Here is a 17,611-nt window from a genome sequence, read left to right on the forward strand (position 1 = left end):
GCACCCCAACACAACATTGGAATGCCACAAAGGAATCCGTCATAAAAGACGGGGTTCATGCATAAATGCACTGGCTTTTAACACGCTGTTGAGTTCTCAAGAAACGGACGCGATCACCATCACCCGACACCGCACCAAGCGATCCCAGGATCCAGGGCTTTGACTTCCGTTCCCGCCCCCCGCTCCGGCACCGCACCCTCACCGGCCTTCTGGCCAATGACGCTGGTCGGCACCCCTTCGCGAAGGGGCCCGCCTCGTTTCCGAGGCAACCACTCCAACTTACACCCGATCCCGCTTCGCGTCAATCTCCAACTTCTGAAGATTCTTCGCGTCGCCCGACCGGCCGGGCGGGGCGTGAACCTCGCCGGACTGCTCGTCGTAGTGGCCTGCCCTCGGCCCGGCCGCCTTTCGGCGTCCCGCTCCTCCGGGGGCGAAGGAAACATTAAGCAAGACCGTCGACGGCGTCAAATCTGGGTGAGGAGTGCGAAAAGCCAGGTCAGACAGGGCATGGCGGCCAAACCTGACGCCCAGGCCACAAGATTGTTACCTTGATCACACCGAACTTTGGTGCTGAAAAGGCCGCCTCCGGCTTCCGGAGGCGGCCTGGACACGGCCTGGGCGCAGGGTCAGGCGACGCTGATGCCGCCGATCGTCTTCCTGCCGCGGCGGATCACCAGGAAGCGACCGTGCAGGAGATCGTCGGCTCCCGGCACGTACTCCTCATCTGTGATCTTCACGTTGTTGAGGTACGCGCCGCCCTCCTTGACCGCCCGCCGCGCCGCCGACTTCGAGTCGACCAGGCCGCTCTCCGCCATCAGGTCGATGAAGGACGCGCCCAGCGATGGAACCGTGGCGTTGGGTACCTCCTCGAGCGCCGACTGGAGCGTCCGAGGATCGAGCTCGGCGAGCGATCCCTGTCCGAAGAGCGCCCGGGAGGCGGCGATCACGCGTGCCAGCTCCTCCGGGCCGTGGACCAGCGTGGTGAGGTCCTCCGCCAGCGCGCGCTGGGCCTCACGGGCCGCCGGCCGCTCCGATACGGCCTTCTCCAGTTCCTCGATCTCCTCGCGGGTGCGGAACGTGAAGACCTTGAGGAAGCGCACCACGTCCCGGTCGTCGGCGTTCAGCCAGTACTGGTAGAACGCGTACGGCGAGGTGAGAGCGGGATCGAGCCACACCGCCCCACCCGCCGTCTTGCCGAACTTGGTGCCGTCGGCCTTCGTGATCAGCTTTCCGGTGAGCGCATGCACATGGGCGCCCTCGACCCGGCGGATCAGGTCGACTCCCGCGGTGATGTTGCCCCACTGGTCGCTGCCGCCGAGCTGGAGGGTGCAGCCGTGTCTCCGGTAAAGCTCCAGGAAGTCGTTCGCCTGGAGGATCTGGTAGCTGAACTCGGTGTAGCTCAGCCCCTCTCCCGCCAGTCTGGCCGAGACGGACTCTCTGGCCAGCATGCGGTTCACCGGGAAGTGCTTGCCGATGTCGCGCAGGAAGTCGATCGCGGAGAGGCTGCCCGTCCAGTCGAGGTTGCTCACCAGTGTGGCGGCGGTGGGCCCTTCGTCGAAGGACAAGAACTTCTCCACCTGCACCCGGATCCGGGAGACCCACTCCTCGACGATCTCCGTCGAGTTGAGTGCCCGTTCTGTGCTCCGGCCGCTGGGGTCGCCGATGAGGCCGGTCGCCCCGCCCACCAGGCCGATCGGCCGGTGGCCGGCCCGCTGGAAGCGGGTCAGGATCAGCAGCGTCGCCAGGTTGCCCACGTGGAGTGACGGCGCGGTCGGGTCGAAGCCCGCGTAGACGGTGATCGGCCCGTCGGCCAGCGCCTTGCGCAGCGCGTCAACGTCGGTGGTCTGCGCGACGACGTCGCGCCACTCGAGCTCGTCGAGGATGTCACCGATCCCGGTAGTCGGCTCGGAATCGTTGGAAGATGCGGTCACTGTCGTGGCTTTCACTGATCGATGGGTGAACGGCCATGGCCCCCGTACAAGCCTGCCTGACCGGGAAACCCTATCGCCACTTGATTCACCGCCTGGAACGGACGCCCGAGCGCCGCGATCATCCGCGCCGGCGGGGGACGTGCCGCCGGTACGGCGAGACCGTGGGGTCCTCGCCGATCCAGAACCGCCACGGCGTCTCGGCTCCCGCGGCCACCCCGGTCCGCGGCCCGGCCCCGACGTCTCCGGCGTCGACCGGCCGGCCCGCGTGCACCCGCATCGGGCCGGGCACGCAGCAGTCGGTGCCGTTGTGCTCCCGGATCAGCCCGAGCGCCACGGCGAGCCGGGCCGGCCCGCGCGCGAGGTCCCGATCTCGGATCGGTCGCCTGGCCGCGGGTGCGGACGGGCCGTCGGCCGGCCCGAGCCGCCGCGCACGGGCCACCTCGGCGCCCGCTATCACCTCTCCCGCCCGGAGGAGCACGGCGGAGCCGATTCCCTCGGGCATGCAGACGAGGTTGGCGCAGAAGTGCATGCCGTAGGTGAAGTAGACGTAGAGATGACCGGGCTCGCCGAACATCACAGCGTTGCGGGGCGAACGGCCCCGGTAGGTGTGCGAGGCGGGATCCTGCCCCGGCCCGCCGTACGCCTCGACCTCCGTGAGGCGTACGGCCACCGGGCCGTGGACGAACACCCGTCCGAGGAGGTCGGGGGCGACCTCGTCGGACGGCCGTCCGAAGAAGCCCCGGTCGAGGGGCGGCCCGATCAGCTCTCGCTCGCCCATGCGGCCTGGCCGTCGACAATCTCGCGGAGCGCGGCGATCTGGTCGCGGACGCGGTCGGGCGCGGTGCCGCCGAACGCGCTGCGGGCGGCCAGCGCCCCATGGACGTTGAGCACAGCGCGGACTCCGGGGGTGCCGTCCGCGGTGCCGGGCGACGGGCTGAAGTGCGGGGAGACCTTGGCCAGTTCCTCGTCGCTGAGGTCGCCGAGGTCCTTGTCGTTGACCTGGCACCAGACCACGAGGTGGCCGACCGCCTCGTGCGCCTCGCGGAACGGGACGCCGCGGCGCACCAGCAGCTCGGCGAGGTCGGTGGCGAGGGCGAAGCCGTCGGGCGCGCTCGCCTCCAGCTTGGCCCGGTTGACCCGCATGGTGGACACCATGCCCGAGACGGCGGGGAGCACGAGCAGCAGCGTGTCGACGGCGTCGAAGACCGGCTCCTTGTCCTCCTGCAGGTCGCGGTTGTAGGTGAGCGGAAGACCCTTGAGCGTGGTGAGCAGCGACATGAGCGAGCCGATCAGCCGGCCGCTCTTGCCCCGCGCCAGCTCGGCGACGTCGGGGTTCTTCTTCTGCGGCATGATTGACGAACCGGTGGAGTAGGCGTCGTCCACCTCGATCCAGCGGAACTCCTGCGACGCCCACAGCACGATCTCCTCGCCGAGGCGGGAGATGTGCACTCCGATCATGGCGGCGCAGAACAGGAACTCGGCGGCGAAGTCCCGGTCGGCGACGGCGTCCATCGAGTTCGGCGCGGGCGCGTCGAAGCCCAGCTCCGCCGCGACGGCCGCGGGGTCGAGGGGCAGCGAGGAGCCGGCGAGGGCGCCGGAGCCGAGCGGGGAGACTGCGGCGCGCCGGTCCCAGTCGCGCAGGCGGTCCACGTCCCGTGACAGGGCGTGCACGTGGGCGAGGAGCTGGTGACCGAACGACACGGGCTGCGCGTGCTGCATGTGCGTCATGCCCGGCGCCGCGACATCGGTGTTCTCCTCGGCCTGGCCGATCAGGGCGGTCTCCAGCTCGACGAGCCGGGACACGATCGTGCGGACGTGGTCGCGCAGGTAGAGGCGCAGGTCGGTGGCGACCTGGTCGTTGCGGCTCCGGCCGGCGCGGAGCTTGCCGCCGAGCGTGCCCAGTCGTTCGAGCAGTCCGCGTTCCAGGGCGGTGTGCACGTCCTCGTCTGCCACAGTCGGGCGGAACTCCCCCCTCCGGCAGGCCTGGTCGAGGTCGTCGAGCGCGCCCAGCATGCGGTCGAGCTCCTCCTCGGTCAGCAGCCCCGCACGGTGCAGCACCCGGGCGTGCGCCCGCGACGCGAGCAGGTCGTACGGCGCGAGCCGCCAGTCGAACTGCACGCTCACCGACAGGCGCGTGAGCGCGTCCGCGGGTCCCCCCTCGAACCTGCCGCCCCACAGGCGCATCGGCTTGTTGTCCGCCACCGTGTTTCTCCCTCCGAACCGTTTCCCAGCGAATGACGACCGCGCCGTACCGCGGCGAGGACCGCCGTACCGGAATTCTTCGCGCCCGGCCGGGCCGTGGGCCCTGAATCCTCCGGCGCGTATTCGATACGCGGATCCTTTTGCGGGACCATCGCGACCTTAGCCGACATGTGGCCCGTGTTCCGCACGGAAACCTTCGGCGCCGGATCGAGCGTGGCCGGGCAGGCCAGATCCCTCTCTTATGCCAATTTCACCCGATATGTACCTCGGTCAGGCCGGTGGCCGCCGGGTGGTGAGGTCCAGCAGTGACCGGGCCAGGGCGGTGCCGCCGACCGGGTCCCTGCTGATCACCAGGATCGTGTCGTCGCCCGCCACCGTGCCGAGGATCGACGCCCACCCGGCGTGGTCGATGGCCGACGCCAGGAACTGCGCCGCTCCCGGCGGCGTCCGGAGGATCACCAGGTTGGCCGACGCCTCGGCCGAGACCAGGAGCTCCTCGGCGATCCGGCGGAGCCGCGCGTCCGGGTTCTCCACGGGGCCGTTGCCGCCGCCCGCCCGGTAGCGCGGGATCCGCCCGCCGCCCTCGCCGGGCAGCGCGTAGACGAGGGTGCCGTCGTCCGCCCGCAGCTTCAGCGCGCCGAGCTCATCGAGGTCTCGCGACAGCGTCGCCTGGGTCACCTCCACGCCCTCCTCCGCGAGGAGCTTGGCCAGCTCCGGCTGTGAGCGCACCTTGTGCCTGGTCAGCAGTCCGACGATGCGGGAGTGCCGGGCGGCCTTGGTGAGCGGGATCGTCACGACGGCCCCGCGCTCCGCGCCGCCAGCCAGTGAAGCAGCGCCTTCTGGGCGTGCAGCCGGTTCTCCGCCTGGTCCCACACCACGCTGCGCGGTCCCTCGATCACCTCGTCGGTGATCTCCATGCCGCGGTACGCGGGCAGGCAGTGCAGCACGATCGCGTCGGGGGCGGCCGCGCCGAGAAGCGCGGTCCCCACCTGGTACGGCGCGAAGGCGGCCACCCGCTCGTCCTTGCCGTCCTGGCCCATCGACACCCATGTGTCGGTGGCCACGACGTGGGCCCCCGCGACGGCGGCCTCCGGATCGCTGACCGCGACGACAGAGCCCCCGGTCTCGGCGGCGATCCCGGCCGCGCGGTCGAGGATGGGCGCGTCGGGCAGGTAGCCCGCCGGGGCGCCGATCCGCACGTGCATGCCGGCCGTGGCCCCGCCGAGCAGGTAGGAGTGCGCCATGTTGTTGGCGCCGTCGCCGACGTACGCGAGGGTGAGCCCGCGCAGCGCGCCCCGGTGCTCGCGGATGGTCTGCAGGTCGGCGAGGATCTGGCACGGGTGGAACTCGTCCGTCAGCGCGTTCACGACCGGGACGGACGACGCGGCGGCCATCGCGTCGATGCGGTGCTGCCCACCCGTGCGCCACACGATGGCCGCGACCTGGCGGGAGAGCACGCGGGCGGTGTCCTCGATGGGCTCGCCCCGGCCCAGCTGCGATGTGGCGGTGTCCATGACCAGCGGCTGGCCGCCGAGCTCGGCGATGCCCACCGAGAACGAGAGCCGGGTGCGCGTGGACGGCTTGTCGAACAGCACGGCCACGGTGCGGGGACCCTCGAACGGCCGGTAGCCGTACCTGTCCTTCTTCATGGCCTCGGCGAGGTCGAGCACCTGCGCCTGTTCGTCCGGCGTCAGGTCGTCGTCCCGCAGGAAGTGCCGTAGGGGGGTGTCATGCCCGGACATGGGCGGCCTCCAGGATGCCGGGCAGCGCGTCCAGGAAGGAGCGCGCCTCGGCCTCGGTGATGACGAGCGGGGGCGCCAGGCGGACGGCGTCGGGCTGGAGGGCGTTCACGAGGAACCCGGCCTCCTGGGCCGCGGCCTGCACCTGGGCCGAGCGGGGTTCGGTGAGCACGGCGGCCAGCCAGAGTCCCCGTCCTCTGACGCCCTTCAGCAGCGGGTGACGGATCGCGGCGATGCCGTCGGCCAGCATCCCGCCCACGGCCTTGGTGTTGTCCAGCAGCCCGTCACGCTCGATGGTGTCGAGCACGGCGAGCGCGGCCGCGCACGAGACCGGGTTGCCGCCGAACGTGGAGCCGTGGTCGCCCGGGCCGAAGAGGGTGGCGGCCTCGCCGAAGCCGACGCAGGCGCCGATCGGCATGCCGCCGCCGAGGCCCTTGGCCAGCGTCAGCACGTCGGGGGCGGCGCCGTCCGCCTGGTGGGCGAACCAGTGACCGGTCCTGCCGATGGCCGACTGGATCTCGTCGGCGACCAGCAGCGCGCCGGTGGCGGAGCAGATCTCACGGGCCGCCCGCAGGTATCCCTCCGGCGGCGGCACGACCCCGGCCTCGCCCTGCGTGGGTTCGAGGAAGACCGCGGCGCACTCGCCGGTGACGGCGTCCCGCAGCGCGCCGGCGTCGCCGTACGGGACGAACCGGACATCGATCGGGAACGGACCGAACTTGTCGCGGATCGACGGCTTGCCGGTGAGCGCGAGCGCGCCCAGGGTCCGCCCGTGGAATCCCATCTCGGTCGCCACGAAGTAGCCGCGGCCGTGCCGGCGGCCGTACGTGATGGCGAGTTTGACCGCGGCCTCGTTGGCCTCGGTGCCCGAGTTGGCGAGGAAGATCCGTCCCGGCCGCCCGAGCAGGCCGATAAGGCGCTCGGCGAGCAGCACCTCGGGCTCGTGCAGGTAGAGGTTGGAGGTGTGGGCCAGGGTCGCGACCTGCCGGGAGACCGCCTCGACCAGGGCGGGGTGGGCGTGGCCGAGGGAGTTGACCGCGATGCCGCCGACCAGGTCGAGGTATCGGCGGCCGTCGGCGTCCCACACGGCGCAGCCCTCGCCCTTGGCCAGGGCCAGCGGCGGGACTCCGTAGTTGGGCATGAACGCGGCCTCGAAGCGTTCGCGGAGGGCCCGTCCTTCACTCATCGGGCCACTCCCCTCTCCTGGCCGGGCTCGACCATGGTGCCGATCCCCTCGTCGGTGAAGATCTCCAGTAGTACGGCATGGGCCATGCGTCCGTCGAGGACGTGCGCCTGCGGCACGCCGCCCTGGACGGCCGTCAGGCACGCCTCCATCTTCGGGACCATGCCGCTGGACAGCGACGGCAGCAGCTCGGCCAGGTCGGCCGCACTGATCCGGCTGACCACCTCCTCGCTGTTCGGCCAGTCGGCGTACAGGCCCTCCACGTCGGTCAGCACGATCAGCTTGGACGCCCGCAGCGCCACCGCGAGGGCGGCGGCGGCCGTGTCGGCGTTCACGTTGTAGACCGTGCCGTCCTCGCCCCGGGCGATCGACGACACGACCGGGATCCGCCCGTCGTCGAGCAGGGCGCGCACGGCTCCCGCCTCGACCCTGACGATCTCGCCGACCTGGCCGATGTCGACCCGCACGCCGTCGACCACGGCGTGCTTGCGCTCGGCGGTGAACAGGTGGGCGTCCTCTCCGGACATGCCGACCGCGAACGGCCCGTGCCGGTTGACCAGGCCCACGACGTCGCGGTTGACCTGGCCGACGAGGACCATGCGCACCACCTGCATGGCCTCGGGGGTGGTCACCCGCAGGCCGGAGACGAAGTGGCTGTCGATGCCGAGCAGGTCGAGGTGCCGCTGGATCTGCGGCCCGCCGCCGTGCACGATGACCGGCTTCAGCCCCGCGTAGCGGAGGAAGACCACGTCGGCCGCGAACTTCTCGCGCAGGTGCTCCTCGGTCATCGCGTTGCCGCCGTACTTGATGACGACGGTGGCCCCGTGGAAGCGCGCGAGCCAGGGCAGCGCCTCGATCAGCGTCTGCGCCTTGTCCAGGGCGCCGCGCCGGTGGCCGTTCAGGGGCGCGGTCACGTCGAGTACGCCGAGTTCTCGTGGACGTACGCGGCGGTGAGGTCCGTGGTGTGGACGGTCGCCGAGTGGGGTCCGGCCGACAGGTCGACGGTGATCGTGACGTCGCGGGGGCGCAGGTCGACCTTGCCGCGGTCGTCTCCGGCGGCGCCGCCCCGGCAGATCCAGATGCCGTTGACCGCCACGTTGAGCCGGTCGGGCTCGAACTCCGCGTCGGTCGTGCCCACCGCGCTCACGACGCGGCCCCAGTTGGGGTCCTCGCCGTGGATGGCGCACTTGAGCAGGTTGGACCGGGCGACGGCCCGGCCCACGGTCACCGCGTCGTCCTCGGACGCGGCGCCGACGACCTCGATGGCGATGGCCTTGGTGGCGCCCTCGGCGTCGACGAGCAGCTGCCTGGCCAGGTCGGCGCAGACGGCGGTGACCACCTTCTCGAAGTCCGCCAGGTCGGGCGTGACGCCGGAGGCGCCGCTCGCCAGCAGCAGGACCGTGTCGTTGGTCGACATGCAGCCGTCGGTGTCGAGCCGGTCGAAGGTCACCGAGGTCGCCCGGCGCAGCACGGCGTCCAGGTCGCCGGAGGACACGTCGGCGTCGGTGGTGAGCACGCAGAGCATGGTCGCCAGGGCGGGGGCGAGCATGCCGGCGCCCTTCGCCATGCCGCCCACCATGTATCCGCCCTCGCCGCGGCGGAAGGAGATCTTGCTGACCGTGTCCGTCGTGCGGATGGCGTCGGCGGCGGCCAGGCCGCCGTCCCTGGAGAGCTGGCCCGCCGCCACCTCGACCCCGGCGAGCAGCGGGTCCATCGGCAGCCGCTCGCCGATCAGGCCGGTGGAGCAGACCGCGATCTCGGCCGCCGAGTCCTCCAGCACGCCGGCGACCTTCTCCGCGGTCGCGTGGGTGTCCTGGAAGCCGGCCGGGCCGGTGCAGGCGTTGGCGCCGCCCGAGTTCAGCACGACCGCCCTGACCCGGCCGCCGCCGACGACCTGGGCCGTCCACAGCACGGGCGCGGCCTTGAACCGGTTGCGGGTGAAGACGCCCGCCGCGGCCCTGGAGGGGCCGTCGTTGACGACGAGGGCGAGATCGCGGGCGCCGCCGCTCTTGATGCCGGCGACGACGCCGGCCGCGCGGAACCCCAATGGCGCGGTGACGCTCACGCGGTCCTCCCGTCCGTGGTGCGGGCGCCGGACCACGCCGGGTGCTGGGCGCGCCCGCGGCGGCTCCGCTCGGCGTTCCGGTGGCGGGATGAGACGGTACGGCTCACGGGGCGACTCCATTGAGGGGAAGGCCGAGTTCTTCGGCGAGGCCGAGGGCGAGGTTGGCGCTCTGGATCGCGCCCCCCGCCGTGCCCTTGGTGAGGTTGTCGATGGCCACGACCGCGACGATCCGACCGGCCCGCCGGTCGAGCGCGACCTGCAGCACCGCGGTGTTGGCGCCGAGCGTCATGGCGGTGGCCGGCCAGGCGCCCTCGGGCAGGAGGTGGAGGAACGGCTCGTCCTTCACCGCCGACTCGTACGCCTCCCGGAGGGCGGCCGGGGTGAGGCCGGGGACGGCCGGGGCGGTGCAGGTGGCGAGGATGCCGCGGCTCATCGGCGCGAGGGTGGGAGTGAACGACACCCGCACGGGGCCGCCGGCGACGGCCGACAGGTTCTGCTCCATCTCGGGCGTGTGCCGGTGGACGCCGCCCACGCCGTAGGCGCCGACCGAGCCCATGACCTCACTGCCGAGCAGGTGCGCCTTGGGACTGCGGCCCGCGCCCGAGGTGCCGCTGGCCGCGACGACGACCACGTCGGGTTCGGCCAGGCCGGCCGCGAAGGCGGGGAACAGCGCGAGCGTCGCGGCGGTCGGGTAGCAGCCGGGGACGGCGATCCTGCGGGTGCCGCGCAGCACGTCGCGCTGACCGGGCAGCTCCGGCAGGCCGTACGGCCAGGTCCCGGCGTGCTCTCCGCCGTAGAAGACCGCCCAGTCGTCGGCGCTGGAGAGGCGGAAGTCGGCTCCGCAGTCCACGACCAGCGTGTCCTCGCCCAGCTCGGCGGCGACGGCGGCCGACTGGCCGTGCGGGAGGGCGAGGAAGACCACGTCGTGACCGGCGAGGACGGCGGCCGAGGTCTCCTCCACGACGCGGCCGGCCAGCGGGATGAGGTGTGGCTGGCGTTCGCCGAGCCTGCTCCCCGCGCTCGTCGCGGCCGTGAGCGCCCCGATCTCGAAGCGGGGATGGGTGAGCAACAGCCGGAGCAGCTCTCCCCCCGCGTATCCGCTCGCTCCGGCGACGGCGGCCCTCATCGACCCTCCTGCATGTTCATGCGTTAGACCTCATAGTCTTGCCTAGACGTGAGTATGCATCTTACGACATGGGCATGCAAGCGACGTTCCACCAGATGGACGTCTGGCCTCCGTACCTACTGGTCGGTATCCTAACGTCCCGGCTGATCTCACTCCTGGGAGCGCGTCGAACCATGGCGATCACCTACCAGCAGGTCCAGGCCCACCTCACCGCGCCGGGTCAGCTCTTCGAGATGGAAGAGGTCGAGGCCGGCGGCTCGCGCATCCGGGCGTGGAAGCACGCGCCCGCGACGTTCCGGACCCTGCTCGAGAACTCCCGGTTCCACGGCGACAAGGTCTTCGTCGTCTACGAGGACGAACGGATCACCTACGAGGACCACTACCGGCTCGCCGCGACCCTGGCGAACCGCCTCGTGACGGACTACGGCGTCCGCAAGGGCGACCGGGTGGCCATCGCCATGCGCAACTACCCGGAGTGGATCATCGCCTTCTCCGCCGTACTGGCCGCGGGGGCGGTGGCGGTGCCGCTCAACGCCTGGTGGACCGAGCGCGAGCTGCGGTACGGCCTGAGCGACTCGGGCGCGACGCTCCTCATCGCCGACGGTGAGAGGGCGGACCGGCTGGCCGGCGCCCGGCTGCCCGCGATCGTCGTCCGGGGCGACGGCGCCAACTGGGCCGACGTCGTCGGCGAGGCGGCGGCGGACGTCACGCTGCCGCCCGTCGACCTGGACCCGGAGGACTCCGCCACGATCTTCTACACCTCCGGCACCACCGGCCGGCCCAAGGGGGCGCTCGGCAGCCACCGCAACCTGTGCCAGGCGCCGATGACCGTGGCGTACGCGATGACGCGCGGGGCGGCCCTGGCGGGCCGGGACCCGGCCCAGGTCGCCACCGTCCGCAGGATCACGCTGCTGACCGTGCCGCTCTTCCACGCGACCGGCTGCTTCGCCGTGCTGCTGCCCACCATGTTCAGCGGCAACGGGCTGGTGCTGATGTACCGCTGGGAACCGCGCCGCGCCCTGGAGCTGATCGAGCGCGAGAGGGTCACCGTGATGAGCGGGGTGCCGACCAACGCCTGGCAGCTCCTGTCGCACCCCTCGCTGCGCGACTACGACATCTCGTCGCTCGGGTCCGTGTCGTACGGAGGCGCGCCGGCCCCGCCGAAGCTCCTGGAGCGGATCACCAGGCTGCTGCCCGACCGCACCCCCGTCAACGGGTACGGCATGACCGAGACGACGGCCCTGGCGATCTACAACAGCGGGCCCGATTACCTGGCCAGGCCGGACAGCATCGGCGTACCGCTCGCCGTGATCGACGTGAAGGTCGTCGATCCCGCCGGCGTGGAGCTGCCGGCGGGGCAGGTCGGCGAGCTGTGCGTGCGCGGACCCGTCGTGATCAAGGGCTACTGGAACCGGCCCGACGCCACCGCCGAGGTCCTCGTGAACGGCTGGCTGCACACCGGCGACCTCGCCAGGATCGACGCCGACGGCTTCGTCTACATCGTCGACCGGGCCAAGGACATGGTGATCCGCGGCGGCGAGAACGTCTACTGCGCCGAGGTCGAGGCCGCCCTCTTCGAGCACCCGGCCGTCGACGACGCCGCGGTGATCGGCGTTCCCGACGAGGAGCTGGGCGAGCAGGTGGGCGCCGTGGTCCTGGTGAAGCCCGGCGCCGAGACCACGGCGGAGGATCTCCAGGAATTCCTCCGGGAACGGATCGCGCCGTTCAAGGTGCCGGTCCGCTTCTGGTTCCGTGACACCGAGCTGCCGCGCAACCCCGGCGGCAAGGTGCTCAAGACCCTTCTGCGCAGAGAGGCGCTCGGCCGGTGACCTCGCCGGGCCCGGCCCACTGAATCGACCGGTACGGCCCGCACCGCCGGGAGCGTGGGCCGTACCGGTCTTCTCCGCGCGTGCCCTGACGCGCTCGCCGACCGGTCAGCGGAAAGTTTCAGGCCGAGACTCCGCGTGTAGAGGAAGCACGAGCTGGTCCTTAAGCGGTTCATCGTCCTGAAACCTTTCTAAATTTCTTTGACACATTTCTGTCGGCTCCGCACAATGCGTGCAGCTGCAGCTCCCCCCGTTTCCGATCGTCGTTCCGAGCGGAGGAACAGACATGATCGACAGCCCCGTCCCCGTCCCGGCGGGCGGGCGGCGTCAGCGCGGGCGTAGCGCCCTCCTGGCAGGCGCCGTCAGCATGCTGGTGGCGATCCTCACCGCGGCCCTGTGCGCCGTGGCCGGAGCCGCGAGCGCGGCCTCCTGCAGTGCCGGTTATGTGGGCCTGACCTACGACGACGGCCCCAACCCCAGCAACACGACCACGCTGCTGAACACTCTCAGGGCGAACGGCGTGCGGGCCACGTTCTTCAACATCGGGCAGAACGCCCAGAACAACCCCTCCCTCGTCAGGGCGGAGCGGGACGCCGGCATGTGGATCGGCAACCACAGCTGGACCCACCCCCACCTGACCCAGCTCGGCAGCGCGCAGATCCAGTCGGAACTGCAGCAGACCCAGCAGGCCATCCAGCAGATCACCGGCACCGCGCCCAAGCTGTTCCGGCCGCCGTACGGCGAGACGAACTCCACGCTCAAGTCGATCGAGCAGCAGCTCGGCCTCAGGGAGATCATCTGGGACGTCGACTCCCAGGACTGGAACGGCGCGAGCACGGCCCAGATCGTGCAGGCGGCCGGCAGACTCCAGAACGGCCAGACGATCCTCATGCACGACGGCTACGCCACCACGGTCGCCGCCATCCCGCAGATCGTGGCCAACCTGAACAGCCGCAACCTGTGCGCCGGCATGATCTCCACCTCGACCGGCCGGGCCGTCGCGCCGGACGGAGGCACCGGCCCCACGACGCAGCCCAGCCCGTCGCCGTCGTCACCCGGCGGTGGGGGCAGCTGCACGGCGACGATTTCCCCGGGTCAGCAGTGGAGCGACCGGTTCAACCTGACCGTCACCGTCTCCGGCACCAGCACCTGGGTCGTCACCGTGACCCTGCAGAACCCCCAGCGGATCATCAACACCTGGAGCGCCAGCACCAGCATCAGCGGCAACGTCATGACGGCGCGGCCCAACGGCAGCGGGAACGCCTTCGGCTTCACCGTCCAGCACAACGGCAACTGGACCTGGCCGTCGGTGTCGTGCCGCGTGGGCTGACGCCCCCGCGCCGCATGTGACTCACCGTGTGGCGCGGCGGTCTCGGGCGCCGCGTCACACGATCCGCGCCGCTCGTGACCGGCGTCGGCGGGTGCCGGAAGCCCTCGGCTGCGGCCACGCTTCGGTGGAGGGGCTGCGGGGAATCCCTCCATCGGGCATTCCGCGTTGCTACGGTGAGCGCATGACGGCAGAGGTACGGAGCGAAGTGATGAGTGACGCACCGCGACTCCCGGACTGGGTCTTCCCGCCTCCGGAGGGCTTCACGGCGGCCGACCTCGATCACCTTCCGCAACTGCCTGCGCACACCGAGCTGATTGATGGAAGCTTGGTCTTCGTGTCCCCCCAAGCCTCCTTTCACATGCGCGCCGTCGACCTTCTCAGCGACGGCCTCAGGCGGCATCTGCCCACGGGCTATCGCGTGCGCCGGGAGATGAGCCTGATCCTCGGCCTGCGGCAGCGGCCCGAGCCGGACCTCAGCGTGATCAGGGCCGAGGGCGAGCACGGGCCGGACCAGACGGCGTACGACGCGTCGGACGTGCTGCTGACCGCCGAGGTGGTCTCACCCGACTCCGAGGAACGCGACCGCAAGCGGAAGCCGCAGCTCTACGCCGAGGCGGGGATCACGCACTTCTGGCGGGTGGAGAACCAGACCGGCCGGCCCACGGTGTACGTCTACGAACTCGACCCGGCCACCAAGCTGTACGCGCTGACCGGGATCTATCACGACCGGCTCAAGCTGTCGGTCCCCTTCGACCTCGACATCGATCTCACCGAGATCGACTCACTCTGATCGCCCCTGGCCCGAGGACGCCGCGCGGGAGTTCCGGTGCTTCGCCTGCCGTCGGCGCGGTCCCGGAAGCAGGGCGCGCTCCGGGACGACCGGGCCATGATTCCCCCATTGCCGGTCCCCTGTCCCCCGCGTATCGTCCCGAGTTGAGCACTACTCATATTCCAGCGCGCTGAACACCCGCACGGCCGGCCGTCCCTTCACCCCCCGATTCCGCGAAGGGAAGTTCCCCCATGCACCCGCGCCTACGACGGGCGATCACCGCTGCCGCCGCGCTGGCCCTCGTCGCCGCCGTCCTCCCCGCGGCACCGTCGGTGGCCTCCTCCTACCCGTCCGACGACTACTGTCTCGGGCAGTGCGCCGACGTGCTGCCGCCCGGGCAGAACGGCAACGCCACCCTCGTCGACATCCTCGGCAACCAGGCCCTGGGCACGTATCCCGGTCACAGCACCGACCAGCTCGGCCGGTACGCCAATTTGGTCGCGGGATACACCGGCCTCAGCGACGAGCAGATCAGCGCGTTCTTCAACGACAGCGGCTTCGGCGTCCCGGCGGCCCAGGTGGCCTCCACGACCAAGCCGCGCTCGGACGTGACGATCGTCCGAGACAAGGCGACCGGCGTCCCGCACATCACCGGCACCACCCGCGAGGGCACGATGTTCGGCGCCGGCTACGCGGGCGCGCAGGACCGGCTGTGGCTCATGGACCTGATGCGGCACGTCGGCCGGGGCGAGCTCACGCCGTTCGCCGGGGGCGCCAAGGGCAACCGGGACCTCGAGCAGAGCGTCTGGCGCAACTCCCCGTACACCGAGGCCGACCTGCGGGCCCAGATCGACCGGATCAACGCCTCGGGGCCGCGCGGCGCCCAGCTCTACGCGGACGTCCGGAACTACGTGGCCGGAATCAACGCGTACATCGACCACTGCATGGCCAACCGGGACTGCCCCGGCGAGTACGTCCTGACCGGCCACCTCGACGCGATCACCAACGCCGGCGGCCCGGTGGACTTCACCATGACCGACCTCATCGCGATCTCGGGCGTCATCGGCGGCCTGTTCGGCGGCGGTGGCGGCGCTGAGATGCAGTCGGCCCTGGTCCGCGTGGCCGCCCGCGCGAAGTACGGCGCACAACAGGGCGACCGGGTCTGGTCGGCGTTCCGGGAGCAGGACGACCCGGAGACGGTCGTCACCCTGCACGACGGACAGAGCTTCCCGTCGGGGACGGCGCCCTCCGGCGCGACCGGGGTCGTGCTCCCCGATCCGTCGGCCGCGCCCGTCGACATCACCGAGAACGAGAGGGGCACCGCCACCTCCGCCACGACCGCCGGGACGAGCGCGCTGACCGGGCTCACCGTCGACGGGTCCAAGCCGAGCATGTCCAACGCGATCGTCGTCTCCGGCGCCAGGTCGGCCGGCGGCCACCCGATCGCCGTGTTCGGCCCGCAGACCGGCTACTTCGCGCCGCAGCTGCTGATGCTGGAGGAGCTGTCCGGGCCCGGCATCCGCGCCCGGGGCGCGGCCTTCGCCGGGCTCGGCATGTACGTCCTGCTCGGCCGCGGCACCGACTACGCCTGGAGCGCCACCTCGGCGGGCGAGGACATCACGGACACCTACGCCGTGACGCTGTGCGACCCGGACGGCGGCACGCCCTCGGTCTCCTCCAACCACTACCTGTACCACGGCACCTGCACCGCCATGGAGACGCTGAAGAAGACGAACTCCTGGAAGCCGAACACCGCCGACTCCACCGGCGCGGGCTCGTACGACCTGGTGATCAAGCGGACCAAGTACGGCCTGGTGACCTGGCGCGGGACGGTCGGCGGGGTGCCGACGGCCTTCACCACGCTCCGCTCGACCTACCAGCACGAGGCCGACTCGGCCGTGGGCTTCCAGATGTTCGACGACCCGGCCGAGATGGGCTCGGCGGCGGCTTTCCAGAACTCCGCCGCCAAGATCGGCTTCGCGTTCAACTGGTTCTACGTGAACTCGTCGGAATCGGCGTACTTCATGTCGGGCGACGTGCCCGTGCGGTCGGCGGTGTCGGACCCGAACCTGCCGATGACCGGGGACTCCGCGCACGAGTGGGCCGGTTTCGACCCGGCGGGCAACACCGCCACGTACGCGGCGGACCCGGCCCATCCGCAGGCGGTGAACCAGGACTACTTCGTCAGCTGGAACAACAAGCAGGCCAAGGACTACGGCGCGGCCGACGGCAACTTCAGCTTCGGATCGGTGCACCGGGCCGACCTGCTGGACGCGCCGGTGAAGGCCGCGCTCGCCGGCGGGCCGATCGACCGCGCCGGAGTGGTGAAGATCATGGCGTCGGCCGCGGTGACCGACCTGCGCGGCTCCAGGGTGCTGCCCAAGCTCCTGCGGGTGATCGGCAGCGCGCCGGTGACCGACCCGTCGCTGGCGTCGGCCGTCTCCGCGCTGTCGGCCTGGGCGTCCGCGGGCGCCAAGCGGGTCGAGAGCTCTCCCGGCGGCAAGGCGTACGCCGACGCGACCGCCATCCGGATCTTCGACGCGTGGTGGCCGAAGCTCGTGCGGGCACAGTTCCGGCCCGGGCTCGGCGACGGCCTCTACCAGGCGCTGGTCAACGCGCTGCAGATCAACGAGTCGCCCTCCGGGCACCAACAGGGCGACGTGTCGTCGCTGCCCTCCTCGGCCAACGAGGCCCAGGCGCACAAGGGGTCGGCGTTCCAGTACGGCTGGTGGGGCTACGTGGACAAGGACATCCGGGCCGTGCTCGGCGACCCGGTCGCCGGGCCGCTGCCCGCGAGGTTCTGCGGGGACACGCTCGCGGCCTGCCGTACGGTCCTGCTCGACAGCCTGGCGGCCGCGGTGGCCGAACCGGCCACGACGACCTACCCGGGAGACGACTCCTGCTCCGCCGGCGACCAGTGGTGCGCCGACGCGATCCGCCAGTCGCCCCTCGGCGGGGTCAAGCACCCGCTGATCTCCTGGCAGAACCGGCCGACCTACCAGCAGGTGGTGTCCTTCCCGGCGCACCGCGGCGACGACGTGACGGACCTGGCCCAGGGCCGTACGGCGACGGCGTCGAGCTCACAGGGCTCCTACACCCCGGGCCGGGCGGTCGACGGCGACCCCGGCTCCCGGTGGGCGAGCGGCTGGAGCGACAACCAGTACCTCCAGGTCGACCTGGGCTCGGCGCGGACCGTCGGGCGGGCCATCCTGCACTGGGAGACCGCCTACGGCTCGTCGTACCGCGTCCAGGTCTCTGGCGACGGCGCGACCTGGACCACGGTCTACGGCACCACCACAGGTGACGGCGGCACCGACGTCGCCGCCTTCACCCCCGTGAGCGCCCGCTACGTGCGGATGCAGGGCGTAAAGCGGGGCACGTCGTACGGCTACTCGCTGTACGACTTCGAGCTGTACGGCAGGTAGGACCGGCCCGCGGGA

13 protein-coding genes are annotated in these 17,611 nt (G+C 71.4%); 4 read left to right on the top strand and 9 right to left on the bottom strand.

The window, feature by feature from the left end:
* Window positions 1-626: 626 nt before the first annotated feature.
* The 9 genes from tyrS to argC all read right to left on the bottom strand — a co-directional run bounded on the left by tyrS (window position 627) and on the right by argC (window position 10,246).
* Window positions 627-1,892: a tyrosine--tRNA ligase gene (gene tyrS / locus JOL79_RS30065; protein ID WP_210159356.1), complete on the bottom strand. Its 1,266-nt coding sequence runs from the start codon at window positions 1,890-1,892 to the stop codon at window positions 627-629.
* A 157-nt stretch (window positions 1,893-2,049) separates the two neighbouring features.
* Window positions 2,050-2,709 (bottom strand): DNA-3-methyladenine glycosylase, encoded by a 660-nt coding sequence (locus JOL79_RS30070; protein WP_210159300.1) that lies wholly within the window; start codon window positions 2,707-2,709, stop codon window positions 2,050-2,052.
* A complete protein-coding gene (gene argH, locus JOL79_RS30075; RefSeq protein ID WP_210159357.1) occupies window positions 2,691-4,115 on the bottom strand; it encodes an argininosuccinate lyase in 1,425 nt (474 codons plus the stop codon). The genes JOL79_RS30070 and argH overlap by 19 nt, the downstream gene beginning before the upstream one ends.
* Window positions 4,116-4,403: 288 nt before the next feature.
* On the bottom strand, window positions 4,404-4,928 hold the full coding sequence (locus tag JOL79_RS30080) for an arginine repressor (RefSeq protein ID WP_210159301.1): 525 nt from the start codon (window positions 4,926-4,928) through the stop codon (window positions 4,404-4,406).
* A complete protein-coding gene (gene argF / locus JOL79_RS30085; RefSeq protein ID WP_210159302.1) occupies window positions 4,925-5,875 on the bottom strand; it encodes an ornithine carbamoyltransferase in 951 nt (316 codons plus the stop codon). Before argF ends, JOL79_RS30080 begins: the two co-directional genes overlap by 4 nt.
* Window positions 5,862-7,058 (bottom strand): acetylornithine transaminase, encoded by a 1,197-nt coding sequence (locus JOL79_RS30090; RefSeq protein WP_210159303.1) that lies wholly within the window; start codon window positions 7,056-7,058, stop codon window positions 5,862-5,864. Before JOL79_RS30090 ends, argF begins: the two co-directional genes overlap by 14 nt.
* The gene (gene argB, locus JOL79_RS30095; protein ID WP_210159358.1) at window positions 7,055-7,957 is read right to left on the bottom strand and encodes an acetylglutamate kinase; all 903 of its coding nucleotides are present in this window, start codon (window positions 7,955-7,957) and stop codon (window positions 7,055-7,057) included. Before argB ends, JOL79_RS30090 begins: the two co-directional genes overlap by 4 nt.
* A gap of 8 nt (window positions 7,958-7,965) precedes the next feature.
* A complete protein-coding gene (gene argJ, locus JOL79_RS30100) occupies window positions 7,966-9,120 on the bottom strand; it encodes a bifunctional glutamate N-acetyltransferase/amino-acid acetyltransferase ArgJ (RefSeq protein ID WP_210159304.1) in 1,155 nt (384 codons plus the stop codon).
* A 103-nt stretch (window positions 9,121-9,223) separates the two neighbouring features.
* Window positions 9,224-10,246, bottom strand: coding sequence for an N-acetyl-gamma-glutamyl-phosphate reductase (gene argC, locus JOL79_RS30105; protein WP_210159305.1), 1,023 nt, complete (start codon window positions 10,244-10,246; stop codon window positions 9,224-9,226).
* Between the two features lie 173 nt (window positions 10,247-10,419).
* Between argC and JOL79_RS30110 the strand changes: the two genes are divergently transcribed.
* From JOL79_RS30110 to JOL79_RS30125, 4 genes are all read left to right on the top strand, one after another.
* A complete protein-coding gene (locus JOL79_RS30110; RefSeq protein WP_210159306.1) occupies window positions 10,420-12,075 on the top strand; it encodes a class I adenylate-forming enzyme family protein in 1,656 nt (551 codons plus the stop codon).
* Between the two features lie 283 nt (window positions 12,076-12,358).
* Window positions 12,359-13,402: a polysaccharide deacetylase family protein gene (locus JOL79_RS30115; protein ID WP_230985740.1), complete on the top strand. Its 1,044-nt coding sequence runs from the start codon at window positions 12,359-12,361 to the stop codon at window positions 13,400-13,402.
* Window positions 13,403-13,610: 208 nt separating this feature from the next.
* A complete protein-coding gene (locus JOL79_RS30120) occupies window positions 13,611-14,192 on the top strand; it encodes a Uma2 family endonuclease (protein ID WP_230985741.1) in 582 nt (193 codons plus the stop codon).
* 230 nt (window positions 14,193-14,422) lie between these two features.
* Window positions 14,423-17,596, top strand: a complete 3,174-nt coding sequence (locus JOL79_RS30125; RefSeq protein ID WP_210159308.1) for a penicillin acylase family protein — start codon at window positions 14,423-14,425, stop codon at window positions 17,594-17,596.
* The last annotated feature ends 15 nt before the right edge of the window (window positions 17,597-17,611 follow it).

This window comes from Microbispora oryzae (assembly GCF_017896165.1).
GTDB classification, from domain to species: domain Bacteria; phylum Actinomycetota; class Actinomycetes; order Streptosporangiales; family Streptosporangiaceae; genus Microbispora; species Microbispora oryzae.

Coding starts and splice junctions, on each gene's coding strand:
- JOL79_RS30070 (WP_210159300.1), bottom strand. CDS start 2,709: ATGGGCGAGCGAGAGCTGATCGGGCCGCCCCTCGACCGGGGCTTCTTC.
- argH (WP_210159357.1), bottom strand. CDS start 4,115: ATGCGCCTGTGGGGCGGCAGGTTCGAGGGGGGACCCGCGGACGCGCTC.
- argF (WP_210159302.1), bottom strand. CDS start 5,875: ATGTCCGGGCATGACACCCCCCTACGGCACTTCCTGCGGGACGACGAC.
- JOL79_RS30090 (WP_210159303.1), bottom strand. CDS start 7,058: ATGAGTGAAGGACGGGCCCTCCGCGAACGCTTCGAGGCCGCGTTCATG.
- argC (WP_210159305.1), bottom strand. CDS start 10,246: ATGAGGGCCGCCGTCGCCGGAGCGAGCGGATACGCGGGGGGAGAGCTG.
- JOL79_RS30110 (WP_210159306.1), top strand. CDS start 10,420: ATGGCGATCACCTACCAGCAGGTCCAGGCCCACCTCACCGCGCCGGGT.
- JOL79_RS30115 (WP_230985740.1), top strand. CDS start 12,359: ATGATCGACAGCCCCGTCCCCGTCCCGGCGGGCGGGCGGCGTCAGCGC.
- JOL79_RS30120 (WP_230985741.1), top strand. CDS start 13,611: ATGAGTGACGCACCGCGACTCCCGGACTGGGTCTTCCCGCCTCCGGAG.
- JOL79_RS30125 (WP_210159308.1), top strand. CDS start 14,423: ATGCACCCGCGCCTACGACGGGCGATCACCGCTGCCGCCGCGCTGGCC.